This window comes from Snuella lapsa, from assembly GCF_039539345.1.
Taxonomy (GTDB): Bacteria; Bacteroidota; Bacteroidia; order Flavobacteriales; family Flavobacteriaceae; genus Snuella; species Snuella lapsa.
Window position 1 is genome coordinate 76,981 of the sequence record NZ_BAABCY010000019.1, and the last position, 13,938, is coordinate 90,918.

Annotated in this window: 14 protein-coding genes and 3 tRNA genes; 9 read left to right on the plus strand and 8 right to left on the minus strand. The window is 35.6% G+C overall.

Annotated features, from left to right (window positions below; translation table 11 throughout):
- Positions 1-36: 36 nt before the first annotated feature.
- Positions 37-747, plus strand: a complete 711-nt coding sequence (locus ABD792_RS03700) for a DUF3298 and DUF4163 domain-containing protein (protein ID WP_345004451.1) — start codon at positions 37-39, stop codon at positions 745-747.
- Here ABD792_RS03700 and ABD792_RS03705 read toward each other — a convergent pair.
- Positions 727-1,191: a DinB family protein gene (locus tag ABD792_RS03705; protein ID WP_345004453.1), complete on the minus strand. Its 465-nt coding sequence runs from the start codon at positions 1,189-1,191 to the stop codon at positions 727-729. The two genes, ABD792_RS03700 and ABD792_RS03705, sit on opposite strands and share 21 nt — an antisense overlap.
- A gap of 156 nt (positions 1,192-1,347) precedes the next feature.
- Between ABD792_RS03705 and ABD792_RS03710 the strand changes: the two genes are divergently transcribed.
- Positions 1,348-1,704: an arsenate reductase family protein gene (locus ABD792_RS03710; protein ID WP_345004454.1), complete on the plus strand. Its 357-nt coding sequence runs from the start codon at positions 1,348-1,350 to the stop codon at positions 1,702-1,704.
- A 36-nt stretch (positions 1,705-1,740) separates the two neighbouring features.
- Here ABD792_RS03710 and ABD792_RS03715 read toward each other — a convergent pair whose 3' ends face one another.
- Positions 1,741-2,178, minus strand: coding sequence for a monoheme cytochrome C (locus ABD792_RS03715; RefSeq protein ID WP_345004455.1), 438 nt, complete (start codon positions 2,176-2,178; stop codon positions 1,741-1,743).
- Positions 2,179-2,231: 53 nt separating this feature from the next.
- Positions 2,232-3,452 (minus strand): sulfite oxidase, encoded by a 1,221-nt coding sequence (locus tag ABD792_RS03720; RefSeq protein WP_345004456.1) that lies wholly within the window; start codon positions 3,450-3,452, stop codon positions 2,232-2,234.
- 307 nt (positions 3,453-3,759) lie between these two features.
- On the opposite strand from ABD792_RS03720, the gene ABD792_RS03725 reads away from it, so the two are divergent.
- A complete protein-coding gene (locus ABD792_RS03725; protein WP_345004457.1) occupies positions 3,760-4,350 on the plus strand; it encodes a hypothetical protein in 591 nt (196 codons plus the stop codon).
- Between the two features lie 206 nt (positions 4,351-4,556).
- Here ABD792_RS03725 and ABD792_RS03730 read toward each other — a convergent pair.
- Positions 4,557-4,628: transfer RNA gene (locus ABD792_RS03730), tRNA-Arg, on the minus strand.
- Between the two features lie 291 nt (positions 4,629-4,919).
- Between ABD792_RS03730 and ABD792_RS03735 the strand changes: the two genes are divergently transcribed.
- A complete protein-coding gene (locus ABD792_RS03735) occupies positions 4,920-5,663 on the plus strand; it encodes a hypothetical protein (protein WP_345004458.1) in 744 nt (247 codons plus the stop codon).
- A gap of 56 nt (positions 5,664-5,719) precedes the next feature.
- Here ABD792_RS03735 and ABD792_RS03740 read toward each other — a convergent pair.
- The 3 genes from ABD792_RS03740 to rseP form a co-directional block, all read right to left on the minus strand.
- Positions 5,720-5,793, minus strand: a tRNA-Asn gene (locus ABD792_RS03740).
- 78 nt (positions 5,794-5,871) lie between these two features.
- Positions 5,872-5,945: transfer RNA gene (locus tag ABD792_RS03745), tRNA-Asn, on the minus strand.
- A 72-nt stretch (positions 5,946-6,017) separates the two neighbouring features.
- On the minus strand, positions 6,018-7,364 hold the full coding sequence (gene rseP, locus ABD792_RS03750; protein ID WP_345004482.1) for an RIP metalloprotease RseP: 1,347 nt from the start codon (positions 7,362-7,364) through the stop codon (positions 6,018-6,020).
- Between the two features lie 162 nt (positions 7,365-7,526).
- Here rseP and ABD792_RS03755 point away from each other — a divergent pair, with 162 nt between their 5' ends.
- From ABD792_RS03755 to ABD792_RS19230, 4 genes are all read left to right on the plus strand, one after another.
- Positions 7,527-8,195: an SCO family protein gene (locus ABD792_RS03755; protein ID WP_345004459.1), complete on the plus strand. Its 669-nt coding sequence runs from the start codon at positions 7,527-7,529 to the stop codon at positions 8,193-8,195.
- Positions 8,196-8,344: 149 nt separating this feature from the next.
- Positions 8,345-8,581, plus strand: coding sequence for a FeoA family protein (locus tag ABD792_RS03760; RefSeq protein WP_345004460.1), 237 nt, complete (start codon positions 8,345-8,347; stop codon positions 8,579-8,581).
- Positions 8,574-10,673, plus strand: coding sequence for a ferrous iron transport protein B (feoB, locus tag ABD792_RS03765; RefSeq protein WP_345004461.1), 2,100 nt, complete (start codon positions 8,574-8,576; stop codon positions 10,671-10,673). The genes ABD792_RS03760 and feoB overlap by 8 nt, the downstream gene beginning before the upstream one ends.
- Before the next feature lie 53 nt (positions 10,674-10,726).
- A complete protein-coding gene (locus tag ABD792_RS19230; RefSeq protein WP_486387619.1) occupies positions 10,727-10,864 on the plus strand; it encodes a FeoB-associated Cys-rich membrane protein in 138 nt (45 codons plus the stop codon).
- Positions 10,865-10,875: 11 nt separating this feature from the next.
- Here the strand turns inward: ABD792_RS19230 and ABD792_RS03770 are convergent, their stop codons facing one another.
- Positions 10,876-11,532, minus strand: a complete 657-nt coding sequence (locus tag ABD792_RS03770; RefSeq protein ID WP_345004462.1) for a metal-dependent transcriptional regulator — start codon at positions 11,530-11,532, stop codon at positions 10,876-10,878.
- Positions 11,533-11,681: 149 nt separating this feature from the next.
- Here ABD792_RS03770 and ABD792_RS03775 point away from each other — a divergent pair, with 149 nt between their 5' ends.
- Positions 11,682-13,925: a TonB-dependent receptor gene (locus tag ABD792_RS03775; RefSeq protein WP_345004463.1), complete on the plus strand. Its 2,244-nt coding sequence runs from the start codon at positions 11,682-11,684 to the stop codon at positions 13,923-13,925.
- Positions 13,926-13,938 lie beyond the last annotated feature (13 nt).

The window sequence follows — 13,938 nt, forward strand, 5'->3', positions numbered from 1 at the left end:
AACAGCCCAATTTATAATACTACTTAAAATACTTTCATGATAAAACCCCGTCACCTATACATCATCTGCCTTCTTATTGTTTATAACTGTAGTAAAACTGCAGGGGTCACTTTTGATGAAAATGCCATTACAACCAACAACAATTCTATAGTCACAATTAACCTCCCCTTGGCAAATGGCAATACTCCTATTTCTAAACACATTAATTCGGTCATAAAAAAAGAGGCTGCTTTTGCACTACAAACAGACTCCCAAAACACCACCAGATCTATTGAAGACAACATTATAGCATTTAACGATGCCTATAATACGTTTAAAAATGATTTCCCTGATAGCGCACAACAATGGGAAGCTCAAATTGATGGAGACTTAATGTTCCAATCGCAAGACATTATAAGCATTGCTATTACTTCTTATACGAATACTGGAGGAGCTCACGGAATCACCAAAATTTCGTTTTTAAATTTCAATGCCAAAAACGGAGAAGCACTTAACAATATCGATTTATTTAAAGACTTAGAGTCTTTTAAGAAAGTAGCCAAGTCTCATTTTAAAAGCACTGTCTCAAACAAGGATATAGCTATTGACAGCAAAAGTTTTATTCTCCCCAAGCAAATTGGATTTAGTGAAGAGGGCCTTATCTTACTTTACAACACATACGAAATAGCTCCATACTCTAGTGGTATTATTGAATTTACTATTCCGTATCACGAAATAAATACTTTTTTAATGTTTAATGGCTCGTAACAATGCCATTACATAGCCTAAATGCATGCCTTCATGAAACAATATAAACTGTAAGGCATCATCAATATTTGTTAACGTATTACCTGTTGTAGAAACTGTATACTCCTTAAAATCAACAAACATCTTGTTGTTATAATCGATCTCTGTTTGCTTCACTGTAGAAAACAACAAGTTTTTAATTTCATCAACCTCATCCTGAGAAACCTTTCTTTCAGGTTGTGTTCCTTTCATATAGTTTGCTACAAGTGCATCATCAATCATAAGAGGTAATCCCGACAACTTATATGCTAATAATTGCCCGGTTACAACTATATGCCCTATATTCCAAATAACATTATTATTAAAACCTTCCGGTATCTTATTTAAATCCTCCAAAGAGTTATTCTCTATAAAATCTTTGAAAAAGCGACGGGTATTATTTAATACTTCAAATGTAAAGTTCATATTTATAATTTTGCAACAAATATAATTTAAATGGCATAATAACATTAAAACATTTAGACCCAAATTATAATACCCTTGTTAATCAACAAATGGTATCATTTAAATAAAATGTGATTATCTTTCCCTCTGTAAAAAAAACATTAAAACTCAAAACCCATGAAGAAAGCATACTATCTTAAAACATGTAACACCTGCACTCGGATCTTAAAAGAACTAAACCTATCTTCCGAATTTATTTTACAAGACATCAAAACCAATCCCATTACCGTAAAACAATTAGAGGAAATGCACGCCCTTTCCGGAAGTTACGAAGCCTTATTTAGCAAAAGGTCAAAACTTTATAAGGAAATGGATCTAAAGCATCAAGATTTAAAGGAGAAAGATTACAAACATTACATCTTAGAACACTATACTTTTTTAAGCCGACCAGTAATAATTATCGACAATACCATATTTATAGGGAATTCCAAAAAAACGGTGGAAGCCATTAAATCTAAAATTAGTTCAACCTAAAAGTTTTACTCTGGTTATGTAGTAACCTTAACATTATTATTTAACATCTAAATTGTACCATTCGATATTACTTAAAACGTCTCGTCTTCCTTTATTTTCTGGTGCATAATGTGTAGCAAGGTAATCAACGATAATCGTTTCGTTGGCTCCTAAGTCCCATAAATTCTGTGTTTCCTGCATCCAACGAATAATACCTACCCAACCTTCTTTGGTTGCCCTGTTTTGCGTTACAAGTTTTGCAGAATGACATGGTGTACAACTAACAACAACCTGTTCCAATCCTTCTCCTTCGACCAACCCAGTTGGTTGATGTATACCATTTTTTATATCATTTCTGTCAATAACACCTAAACTTTCAGGTGTTTCATAAGTTGGAGTTGATTCTTTATTAAAACCCAAGAATGAAGGGTACAGCATATTACAAACCACTCCTAAAGCCATAATAAATAACATTACCGCCAAAAGTGAAAACATTAAATAAATACGCTTTACCACGTTTTTAAACTCCTCGTAATGCATCTTCTATTCTAATTAACTTTTACGGCAATTCTATGAGAGGCATTATTTAAATAACCTTTAGGATTCCACCCCGGCACCAGCATTGGCTGGCATACACCTTTTTCATCTGTTGCTCTGGCCCAAACCTCATAATATCCTTTTTTAGGAAACGCTATGTAAGCTTTAAAATGCTGCCAAGCCAAACGGTTAACAGGTCTTTCCAAAGCACAAGTTTTCCACGTAGCTCCAAAATCTATGGAATATTCCATCTTTGCCACCTCGAGTTCACCTGCCCAAGCATGGCCCCTAATTTCAAGTTTTCTCCCCTCTTCTATCATCGCCCCTGTTTTAGGATAAGTAATTAAAGATTTAACCGGCATACTTTCAATAATGCACATATCCTCCTCCTTAACCTTTTCTCCTGGAGCCACAGCATGACAAGGCACACTGTATGATGGCGCTTTCATCTTGGCTCCATCATGAACTTTATCTCTCACACTAATTCGATTTAACCACTTTCCTGAAGCAGATGCAGGCCACCCTCCCGCAATTAACCGTAAAGGGTATCCATGAGCTACAGGGATATCTTTATCATTCATCATAAAGGCCAATAACGTTTCATCCTGTAATGCTTTATGCATGGGCACACCCCTAGAGATAGTTTCTTTTTCTGGATCTTTACTTAAATGTACATCTGCACCATGATATCCAATATAAACAGCATCTTCTTTAACCCCGACATCTTCGAGTATATCCTTTAAACGAACCCCTGTCCATTTAGCACAGGAAACAGCTCCAATCGTCCATTGGTTTCCTTTGGCCGGTGGGTTAAATTCACTTCTGCCATTACCCCCACATTCAAGGGTTAATTGGTATGAATACTGTTTAAATTTCGTTTTTAGTTCTTGTAAACTATATGTTTTAGATCTTATAACAGACTCACCATCAATGACCAATTCCCATTTAGACGCGTCAACACCCTGTGGTATCAGCCCATTGTTCCTAACAAACATATACTTATTAGGAGTAATCTTATCATCTAACAAATGTGCTTTAGCCTCAATATTCCAAGGTTTGTTATTTAACACAGTCATTTCGGGATCTATTCCAAATAATTTATATGGGTTCCCTGGTTCTTTAACCAGTGGTATATAATTTTCTGGCAATGTAGACGAAAATACGATGTCTAAACCAACAACCGATGCCGCCGTAGCCAACCCAGCTTCTTTAATAAACTTCCTTCTATCCATTAAGATTAAGAGATCAATTAACAATCATTCGACGAATATAAGTATATCTGTATTAAAATCTTAACTGATGGGACTCAACCTTCTTCATCAATCCTTAAAATAAAGAATTTCTTGAAACGAACTATCCCCGAGGCTGAGCGTCGAGGAATTCTTTTTGATTAAAAAGATAAGCTGAAATATTGTATATTTATAATGATTCCCAAAATTCAAGTTATAGACATTATCCCTCTTCATTTAAAGAGGCAAAGGCAAAAAAATGACAATTAGCTATCTACTAATAGGCAAGTTTGACTAATAAAAAAAGCACATGAAACTTAAATTAATAATTACATTTTTACTTTTACCATTTTATATAGTAGGCCAAACAAAGATCCCTACTAAGGAATGGCAAATAAAAACAGCTGTTTTGGGAATAGCTAAAGAATTTCGCGAAGAAGCAAAAGTCTATGGCTACGATTCTAACGGAAACTTTACTGTACTTAAGGAAGGGACAAACCAATATGTTTGCCTTGCAGACAATCCTAACAAAGAAGGCTTCGAAACTGCTGCTTACCATAAAGATTTAGACCTCTTTATGGCTAGAGGACGTGAGCTAAAAAAGCAAGGGAAAACATTCCAAGAAATTTTTGATATTAGAGAAAATGAAGTTAAGAATGGGAATCTAAAAATCCCTTATAGCTCCACATTAATTGTAATGAATGGAAGCGTAAACCCAGAAACAAAAGCAATAGAAAACCAACATATTAGGTATGTTGTATATATTCCATATGCTACTACCAAAACTACTGGAATACCATCTGTTCCCCATGCTGCTGGCCACCCGTGGATTATGAATCCCGGAACCCATAGAGCCCACATCATGATTACACCAACTTATCCCGAAACAAGTAAAGATTAAAAATCCTCCTAACATACAATAGAACGTCCTTCTAATAGCCCCAAAACAATTCTCAGACCGTAAAACCTTGTTTTACTAGTAGTATGCACTTTTGGCGCATTCACTTCGTGACTCCACCAGGATTCCCTTCGGCTGGGCTCAGGATAAACCCCGAATCGCAAAGCCTTGCTTTGCCAGTACTACGCACTTCTGGCCTATTCACTTCGTGACTCCACCAGGATTCGAACCTGGATCTAAAGTTTAGGAAACTTTTGTTCTATCCCTTGAACTATGGAGCCTAAATCAAAAATTCGCGCAATTATATGAATCTTTTTTATTTAAAACAAACCCTTCAGGGCTCTTTTTAGCATCTCTTTGCTTAGAAAAGCTTTAAAACAATAGCCATGCAAACACCACCTCGACTTTACTCTTTGTTTTTCAACTACTTATACGAAAAATTATTTGTCATTTATAGTTATGTTTTGTAACTTCAATGACCATTTTCACTAAAATGGTTCTTTCTAAGTGAGGTTACATAATCCCTTTTCTACCTCTTAAATTAACTTTCTTATAATTAAATACAACCAACTATGAAACCAAATGTTCTAAAATTTGTTTTGTTAATTACATTATTGTGCTTAACACCATCGCTCTTAATTTCTCAAAATGAGAAAAAAAATGTATTATATGAGTTACAGTACATCTTACCTAAGGTAGGGGAAGAGTCTCTTTTTACTAAAGCTGTTAAAGTACATAATGAAACTTACCACAGCAATGATCCCTACAGTGCGTCACTAAATTTAGTAATGACAGGAGATGAATCCGGATGGCATGTATGGCAAATGGGACCTACAGGCTTTAATCATCTGGATAACCGTCCAGATAATGAAGATCACAACAACCATTGGAATACTACAGTAGCTCCACATATTGCAAAATATGGCCGTACAGAATATTGGGGGTTCAATGAAGCGCTTTCCTATGTGAGCCTGCCGAATGAAAGCATTAAATATGCTACTGTTTGGTTTTTAGAAGTTAATAGAGAGGCAAACAATGAACAATTATCTGTTTTTATCAAGCGCTTGAGAAGTGTTAACGAAAAACTGGACACAGACATGAGAGAATTCTATAATCTGTTTGGGCCTTCCAACACGCACAGGGGGCTTGCATTTGTTTTCCCCCATACTAAATTGGCTGATCTGGACATAAATAAACACTTCAAAGAAGGGTACGAAGAGTTATATGGTAAAGGCAGTTGGGAAGAGGTCATGTCGCTTTGGCGATACTACTTCCCTGTTGTAACAAGAGAATTGTGGCAACTTAAAGCATACTAAAAATCAACCTTTCTTAGAAAAACAAAAAAGCCTTACGTTTTGTAAGGCTTTTTTTGCTCCCCCTCTTGGGCTCGAACCAAGGACCCTTTGATTAACAGTCAAATGCTCTAACCAACTGAGCTAAGGAGGAATAATACTTTGCTAACACAAAGGAAATTCTATATAAGTGAAACAAAAAAGCCTCACGTCATGTAAGGCTTTTTCTTTGCTCCCCCTCTTGGGCTCGAACCAAGGACCCTTTGATTAACAGTCAAATGCTCTAACCAACTGAGCTAAGGAGGAGTGTTCGCTTCACTTTTGCGAGCGCAAATATATATATTATTTTTATATCACTCCAAATATTTTTAATCTTTTTTAATCAAAAATTGCTTTAAAAATATCGTTTCCGTTTGCAAATAAAACTAGGGCTATTAAAATAAAAAATCCGACCATTTGTGCATACTCCATAAACTTGTCTCCCGGCTTTCTTCCCGATACCATTTCATATAGTAAAAACATAACATGTCCACCATCAAGCGCCGGTATAGGCAATAGGTTTAAAACCCCCAACATAATGGATAAAAACGCCGTAATACTCCAAAACACTTGCCAACTCCACACATTAGGGAATATATCGTATATAGCCTTGAATCCTCCTACACCTTTATAAGCTCCCGTACTAGGCGTAAAGATAGCACCTAATTGATCCCAATATGAAGTCATTCTATCTTTAGCCTTGGTTAATCCTACAGAAAAAGACTCAAGAAAACCATAAGATTTCGTTTCGAACTTATAATAGTTTAAGGCTTCTAATGTTTCCGAAGTAATGTTAGTAGCATAAATCATCCCCAACATGCCTTCTTCATTAATCTTTAAAGAGGTATTAAACGTATCTCCATCCCTTAAGACTTCAACATTAACTTCATTACCCTTAAATAATTTCAATGCCTCTTTTACCTGATCGGCATATTTGGTTTTTACATCATTTACCGCTGTTATTATATCTCCTTTAACCAGATTACTTCCTTTATTAAAAGAGGTGTCAGGAACTTGAAAAACAACAAACGGCTCCCGCAAATTGATAAATCTCTTTTCTTTGGAATCGATCAACTGTGCTAGAAAATCCTCTGGCAATGTTACAGTTGACTGCTCTCCATTACGCCTTATGGTAATTTCTTTTCCAAAGAGCACTTTCTCCGAAATTTCAGAAAAGGTTTCAATTTTTTCGCCATCAACAGCTAAGATCATATCTCCTGTTTGTAGGCCAGCCTTATTGGCTACTGTACTTTCTATTGCAAGACCATCTTTTATATTGTCAACGGGCAAGTACTTATCACCATAGAAGTAACTCATCCCAATATAAATTAAAATAGCCAGCAAGAAATTAACCGTAACGCCTCCTAACATAATAATTAAGCGTTGCCAGGCCGGTTTAGAACGAAATTCCCAAGGTTGTGCTGGCTGCGACATTTGCTCGGTATCCATACTTTCATCAATCATACCAGATATTTTAACATACCCTCCCAATGGCAACCAACCAATACCATAAACTGTTTCGCCTATTTTTTTCTTAAAAAGTGAAAATTTAACATCAAAGAACAAGTAAAATTTTTCCACACGGGTTTTAAATGCTTTTGCTGGAATAAAATGCCCTAATTCGTGTAAAATAATTAACAATGATAAGCTCAATAAAAATTGAGATATTTTAATAACAAACTCCATATATAACTTCAATCATATTTTTATAATCGCACAAAAGTAAGCTTTTAAACCAACTTTAAAAAAGACAATATGTGCATTTTAACACGAATTTAAATTTCAATAAAGGATGTCTGTTTAAATTTCATTGTATTTTTGCATTAATTTAATTTTTCACGAACACCCATGCTATCATTTTTTAAAGCATACAGAAACTTTGCTATTATTTTTGCTATCCTATCGATTATTATCATTACCATAATATATAATACTTTAAATGTCTACCAGCCCTTACCCATTTACCAACCGACTATGGTGAGCACCGAACTTGTAGACAGTACCATTCAATATAAAAAGAAATACCACAAAATAGCTGATTTCTCTCTAACGGATCAAAATGGAAAAACCGTAAACCAAGAAACTTACAAAGACAAAATTTACGTAGCCGATTTCTTTTTCACAACCTGCCAGACCATTTGCCCCATTATGACCAACCATATGGTAGAAATACAAAAAAAAATTTTAAATGACGATGAAGTTATGCTACTATCCCATACTGTAACCCCAGAAATTGATAATGTTACCCAATTGAAGAAATATGCTACACAAAAAGGGATTGATGACACTAAATGGCACTTGGTAACTGGTGACAAAAAACAAATTTACGAATTAGCCAGAAAATCTTATTTAGCAGTAAAAGATCAAGGCAACGGAGATGCTTATGATATGATCCATACAGAAAACTTTATGCTTATTGATAAAAAACGTCAGATTCGAGGGTTTTACGACGGTACCAACCCCGAAGACATTGACCGCCTGCTCAATGATATTTCTATACTCAAAAAAGAAAAATAATCTTTTATTATATAATTTCCTTCAATTAAAATAAAACATAGCAACTTTTCTAAAATTTTATCTGTTTACAATAAACTTTAAAGCATAAACTTTTAAACTTTTAAAACTTTTACATTACTTTTGCTTCTTTAAAATCAATCTAAATAAGCTTGCAACACACATTAGCACACCTTAAACGCGGAGAACAGGCAATCATTACAGACGTTTCGTCTCATCACATTCCTTTAAAACTTTTAGAGATGGGGTGTTTACCTGGCAATGTGGTTGAGTTAGTCCAATTGGCACCTTTTCAAGATCCTATGTACTTAAATATCAATGGTAGTCATTTAGCCATTCGAAAAGAGACCGCCATTCATATTTTAATAGAAAAAGTAGTGCATGAGTAAACAAATAAACGTTGCCTTAATCGGAAATCCGAATACTGGAAAAACCTCTGTTTTTAATGCATTAACAGGCTTAAACCAAAAAGTTGGCAATTATCCGGGTATTACAGTAGAGAAAAAGGAAGGTGTTTGCAAACTACCACGTGGTGTTAAAGCACACATTATTGATTTACCGGGCACCTATAGTTTAAATGCCTCGTCACTAGACGAGAACGTGGTTATAGAACTACTCTTAAACAAAACAGATAAGGATTTTCCAGATATAGCCGTAGTGGTTAGTGATGTTGAAAACTTAAAACGTAACTTACTGCTATTTACCCAAATAAAGGATTTAGAAATTCCAACGCTTTTGGTCATTAACATGGCAGACAGAATGCACTACAAAGGCATATCGCTTGATATTGACTACCTAGAAAAGCACCTAAAAACCAAAATAGCCTTAATAAGTACACGAAAAAAACAAGGTATTGAAGAACTAAAAAATCTAATCTCACACTATAAGGACCTGTCCATAACCCCTTGTTTAAATGCTTCAGAAATAGATAAAACCTATTTTGACAGTTTGCGCAAAGCCTTTCCCAATCAGCTACTTTATAAACTTTGGCTAGTAATAACCCAAGATGTCAATTTTGGAAAAACGGATAGAAATGAGATTGAAGCTGTGGCCAATTTTAAAACAAAGTCAAAAACTGATCTGAAACGCTTACAACAAAAAGAAACAATTAAGCGCTATCAATTTATTAACAATGTCCTTAAACAAGGGCAAACAATTGACGCTTCTCAAGCCAAAGACTTGCGCACCAGATTAGATCGTGTTTTAACCCATAAAGTATGGGGCTATCTTATTTTCTTCTTTATTTTATTGACTATTTTTCAAGCCATATACGATTGGTCCAGTGTACCAATGGATTTTATAGATAGCACTTTTGCATCCCTTAGCGAATGGACAAAGCACCAACTACCCAAAGGAGCATTCACCAATTTACTAGCAGAGGGCATAATACCTGGACTTGGTGGCATTGTTATATTTATACCACAAATAGCATTTCTATTCTTATTTATATCCGTTCTTGAAGAAAGTGGATATATGAGTCGTGTTGTTTTTTTAATGGATCGGGTTATGCGTCGTTTTGGGTTAAGCGGAAAAAGTGTCGTTCCTCTTATATCGGGAACTGCTTGTGCCATTCCTGCCATAATGGCTACGCGTAATATAGAAAGTTGGAAAGAACGCCTGATTACTATTTTGGTTACTCCCTTTACAACCTGTTCTGCGCGTTTACCCGTTTACCTCATTATTATTTCTTTGGTTATTCCCGAAGGTCGCTTTTTAGGCCTGGGCTACCAAGCACTTACCCTAATGCTTTTATACCTTATTGGCTTTGGAGCAGCCGTATTTTCAGCTTACTTGCTCAATAAAGTCCTTAAAATTAAGAGTAGAACGTTCTTTGTTGTAGAGATGCCCAATTACAAACTACCCCTTTTAAAAAATGTCGCACTAACAGTTGTAGAAAAAACAAAATCATTTGTATATGGCGCAGGAAAAATCATTCTTGCCATATCAATTATTCTTTGGTTCTTGGCATCTTACGGGCCAGGAGACAACTTTAATAATGCTGAAGAAATTATTAAAACAGAATATGCTTCGCAAAATTTGAGCACTGATGAGCTACAGCAAAAAATAGCATCCCACAAACTAGAACATTCGTTTATAGGTCTCGCTGGGCGCAGTATAGAACCTACCATTAGACCTTTAGGCTACGATTGGAAAATAGGCATTGCCATTATAAGCTCTTTTGCTGCACGTGAGGTTTTTGTAGGAACCCTTGCAACCATTTACAGCGTTGGAAGTGATGACGAAGCCACCATAAAAAATAGAATGGCCGCAGAAGTTAATCCTATTTTGGGAGGACCGCTTTTCACGTTTGCCTCTGGTATTTCACTTTTATTATTTTATGCATTCGCCATGCAATGCATGAGTACATTAGCTATAGTAAAGCGTGAAACCAATAGTTGGAAATGGCCTTTGTTACAATTAGGTATCATGAGTAGCTTTGCTTATATAGTTGCACTCATTGCCTTTCAAATTTTAAAATAAACCCAGCAAACATCTTAAATTAAGGAGTTATGGTTGTTTGCGATTAAAATACAATGAACACGGTTATTCAAAACATACTCGTCTTTACAGCTTTAACCTTGGCTATCGCCTTTTTGGTAAAGAAATTCTTTTGGAAAAAACCTACTTCAAAAAAATCATGCGGAGGTAACGATGGCTGCGGCTGTCATTAGTAACCTTTATGCTACTGCACTTTTACAAATAGGTTGTTGGCTACAATTTGAGAAATGTTGATAGCGCCTTCTCCTATTTGAATAACCATAGAGTCATCGAAGTCCTCTTTGGACAAAACCGTAATATTAGATCCCAATGCAATGTTGTGCTTATCCAAATACTTTAAAAAAGCAGGAGAAGTGTCTTTTACCCCCACACAAATACCCTTTGCCCTTTCTTCCAGATTAAATAACAATATTTTATCTGTCTTTTTTATATCCCCCGATTTGTCCGGAATCGGATCTCCATGAGGGTCGTGTGTTGGATAATCAAGTAGTTTATCCAATTCATTAATTAATTTTTCAGATTTTATGTGCTCAAGCTGCTCGGCAATTTCATGTACTTCATCCCATGAAAAGTTTAATTTTTCAACTAAAAACACCTCCCAAAGCCTATGTTTTCTAACAACATCTGCCGCTACCTTCTTCCCTTTTTGAGTTAAATTCACACCTTGATAGGGCTTGTAATTAACATAACCCTTATCTGCTAGCTTTTTAATCATATCTGTTACCGAAGAGGCTTTTGTATCCAGAGCATCAGCTATACTGTTTGTACTTACCGTTACAGTTCCATATTTACCCAATTGATAAATAGCCTTAATATAGTTTTCTTCAGTTAATGTGATCATAGCTAACATAATTAAACCACAAAAATATATGATTTTTTTCATTTGCAGGCACATAGAAATCAAGATAATCGAAAACACTTTGATTGTTAATTTAAATTTATTTTTAGATTAATCTAAATTTATATTTATATTTGCAGAAAATTAAATACATGAAACATATAATACTTTTTTTAAGCTTAACTATATTTCAATCACATGCCCAAAAAATTTCGGGAAAGGTATTTTCTGACGGAGAACCTCTTCCATATGCAAATGTTTACCTTAAAGGCACATCCAAGGGAACCATAACTGATGAAAACGGGCATTATAGTATAGCTTCAATAGAAACAGGAAAACACACCCTTATAGCATCATTTACAGGCTATAAGAACCAAAGCAAAGAAGTTTCAATAGTAGATGGCAATACAACACTAAACTTTAATTTATATGAATCTGAGCTTTTGGATGAAGTTGTCGTAACAGGCACTTTAAAAGCTGTTTCCCGATTGGAAAGTCCAGTCCCTGTAGAGGTTTATACGCCAACCTTTTTAAAAAAGAATCCAACTCCTAATATTTTTGAAGCACTTCAAAATGTAAACGGTGTTAGACCACAAATAAATTGTAATGTTTGTAACACAGGTGATATTCACATCAATGGACTGGAAGGCCCCTATACTTTGGTATTGATTGACGGCATGCCTATTGTAAGTGGATTGTCGACCGTTTATGGACTATCGGGGATTCCCAATTCTCTTATTGAACAAATAGAAATAGTTAAAGGCCCCGCTTCTTCTCTTTATGGGAGCGAAGCTGTAGGCGGACTTATAAACATTATTACCAAGCTACCCGAAAATGCTCCTCTGGTATTTGCAGATACTTATACAACTGCTTGGGGAGAATATAATGCAGATATTGGCTTTAAAACCGAGGTAGGGCGTAAAAGTAATTTGTTATTTGGAATTAATTATTTTAATTACAACAACCCAATAGACAACAACAACGATAACTTTACAGATTTAACACTTCAAAACCGTGTTTCCGCATTTCAAAAGTGGGATTTTAAACGCAAGGAAAACAGACTGTTCTCTTTAGCTGGCCGCTTTTTCTATGAGGATAGGTGGGGAGGCGAAATGCAATGGAACCCAACGTTCAGAGGAGGTGATGAAGTATATGGCGAAAGTATCTATACTACCCGTTTTGAACTTCTTGGTAAATACCAATTACCTGTATCCGAAAAAATGTTATTTCAATTTTCCTATACCGATCACGACCAAAACTCGGTATACGGAAACACACCTTATCTAGCAGAGCAACGTATCGGCTTTGGTCAATTAACATGGGATAAACCCATAAAAAATCATGATATGTTATTTGGCATAGCTGCACGCTATAATTTCTATAATGATAACACGCCTGCAACGGAAAAAGCAGATGCCATTGTTATCCCTTCTCTTTTTGTACAAGATGAAATTGCCTTTAGTAAAAAACACAATCTTTTATTAGGTGCTCGTTACGACTATGACAAAAGGCATGGCAATATTTTCACACCAAGGTTTGCATACAAATTTAAACCAACCGAAAATGATATTTTTAGGCTGAATGCTGGAACAGGATTTAGAGTCGTAAATCTATTTACTGAGGAGCATGCTGCCCTTACAGGTGCCAGAGATGTTATTATAGCCGAAGCCCTTAAACCCGAGCGCTCTTACAACGTTAACCTTAACTATCTAACAAAAATTTTCACTAAAAATGGCTTTATTATTGGTTTGGACGCTTCAGCCTGGTATACCTATTTTACTAATTTAATTTTACCCGATTACGACACCAACCCTAACCAGATTATATATGACAATCTAGACGGAAAAGCCATAAGCAAAGGGCTTAGCCTAAATTTAGACGCTATGTTTGCAAATGGCATTAAATTACTTGTTGGAGCAACCGTTCAAGACGTATCGAAAACCGAACAAAACGTTACCGAACGTCAAATGTTAACAGAAAGCTTTACAGGCACTTGGGCAGCTTCGTATAAAAATTACACTTACAACTTATCTATAGATTACACAGGAAACCTATACGGACCCATGCGCCTTCCGCTTTTAGGGGATTTAGATCCCAGAATGGCAAACTCGCCTTATTGGAGTATCCAAAATGTACAATTAACATACGATGGCTTTGATAACTTTGAACTTTATGCTGGCGTGAAAAACATACTCAATTGGACCCCCAATAAAGGAAACCCATTTATTATAGCCCGATCACATGACCCTTTTGATGAAAATGTTCAATTTGACAATAGCGGAGATGTAGTTGCGACACAGGATAACCCATACGCCCTAACTTTCGATCCATCGTATGTTTATGGGCCAAATCAGGGTAGACGCTTATTTTTGGGATTGCGTTACACCTTAAATTAATTTTAATATGCTT

Excerpts from the sequence above, each read along its gene's own strand:
- ABD792_RS03735 (WP_345004458.1), top strand. The coding sequence starts at position 4,920 with ATGAAACCAAATGTTCTAAAATTTGTTTTGTTAATTACATTATTGTGC.
- ABD792_RS03700 (WP_345004451.1), top strand. The coding sequence starts at position 37 with ATGATAAAACCCCGTCACCTATACATCATCTGCCTTCTTATTGTTTAT.
- ABD792_RS03770 (WP_345004462.1), bottom strand. The coding sequence starts at position 11,532 with ATGATCACATTAACTGAAGAAAACTATATTAAGGCTATTTATCAATTG.
- ABD792_RS03755 (WP_345004459.1), top strand. The coding sequence starts at position 7,527 with ATGCTATCATTTTTTAAAGCATACAGAAACTTTGCTATTATTTTTGCT.
- ABD792_RS03705 (WP_345004453.1), bottom strand. The coding sequence starts at position 1,191 with ATGAACTTTACATTTGAAGTATTAAATAATACCCGTCGCTTTTTCAAA.
- ABD792_RS03725 (WP_345004457.1), top strand. The coding sequence starts at position 3,760 with ATGAAACTTAAATTAATAATTACATTTTTACTTTTACCATTTTATATA.
- ABD792_RS19230 (WP_486387619.1), top strand. The coding sequence starts at position 10,727 with ATGAACACGGTTATTCAAAACATACTCGTCTTTACAGCTTTAACCTTG.
- rseP (WP_345004482.1), bottom strand. The coding sequence starts at position 7,364 with ATGGAGTTTGTTATTAAAATATCTCAATTTTTATTGAGCTTATCATTG.
- ABD792_RS03720 (WP_345004456.1), bottom strand. The coding sequence starts at position 3,452 with ATGGATAGAAGGAAGTTTATTAAAGAAGCTGGGTTGGCTACGGCGGCA.
- ABD792_RS03710 (WP_345004454.1), top strand. The coding sequence starts at position 1,348 with ATGAAGAAAGCATACTATCTTAAAACATGTAACACCTGCACTCGGATC.
- feoB (WP_345004461.1), top strand. The coding sequence starts at position 8,574 with ATGAGTAAACAAATAAACGTTGCCTTAATCGGAAATCCGAATACTGGA.
- ABD792_RS03775 (WP_345004463.1), top strand. The coding sequence starts at position 11,682 with ATGAAACATATAATACTTTTTTTAAGCTTAACTATATTTCAATCACAT.
- ABD792_RS03715 (WP_345004455.1), bottom strand. The coding sequence starts at position 2,178 with ATGTTTTCACTTTTGGCGGTAATGTTATTTATTATGGCTTTAGGAGTG.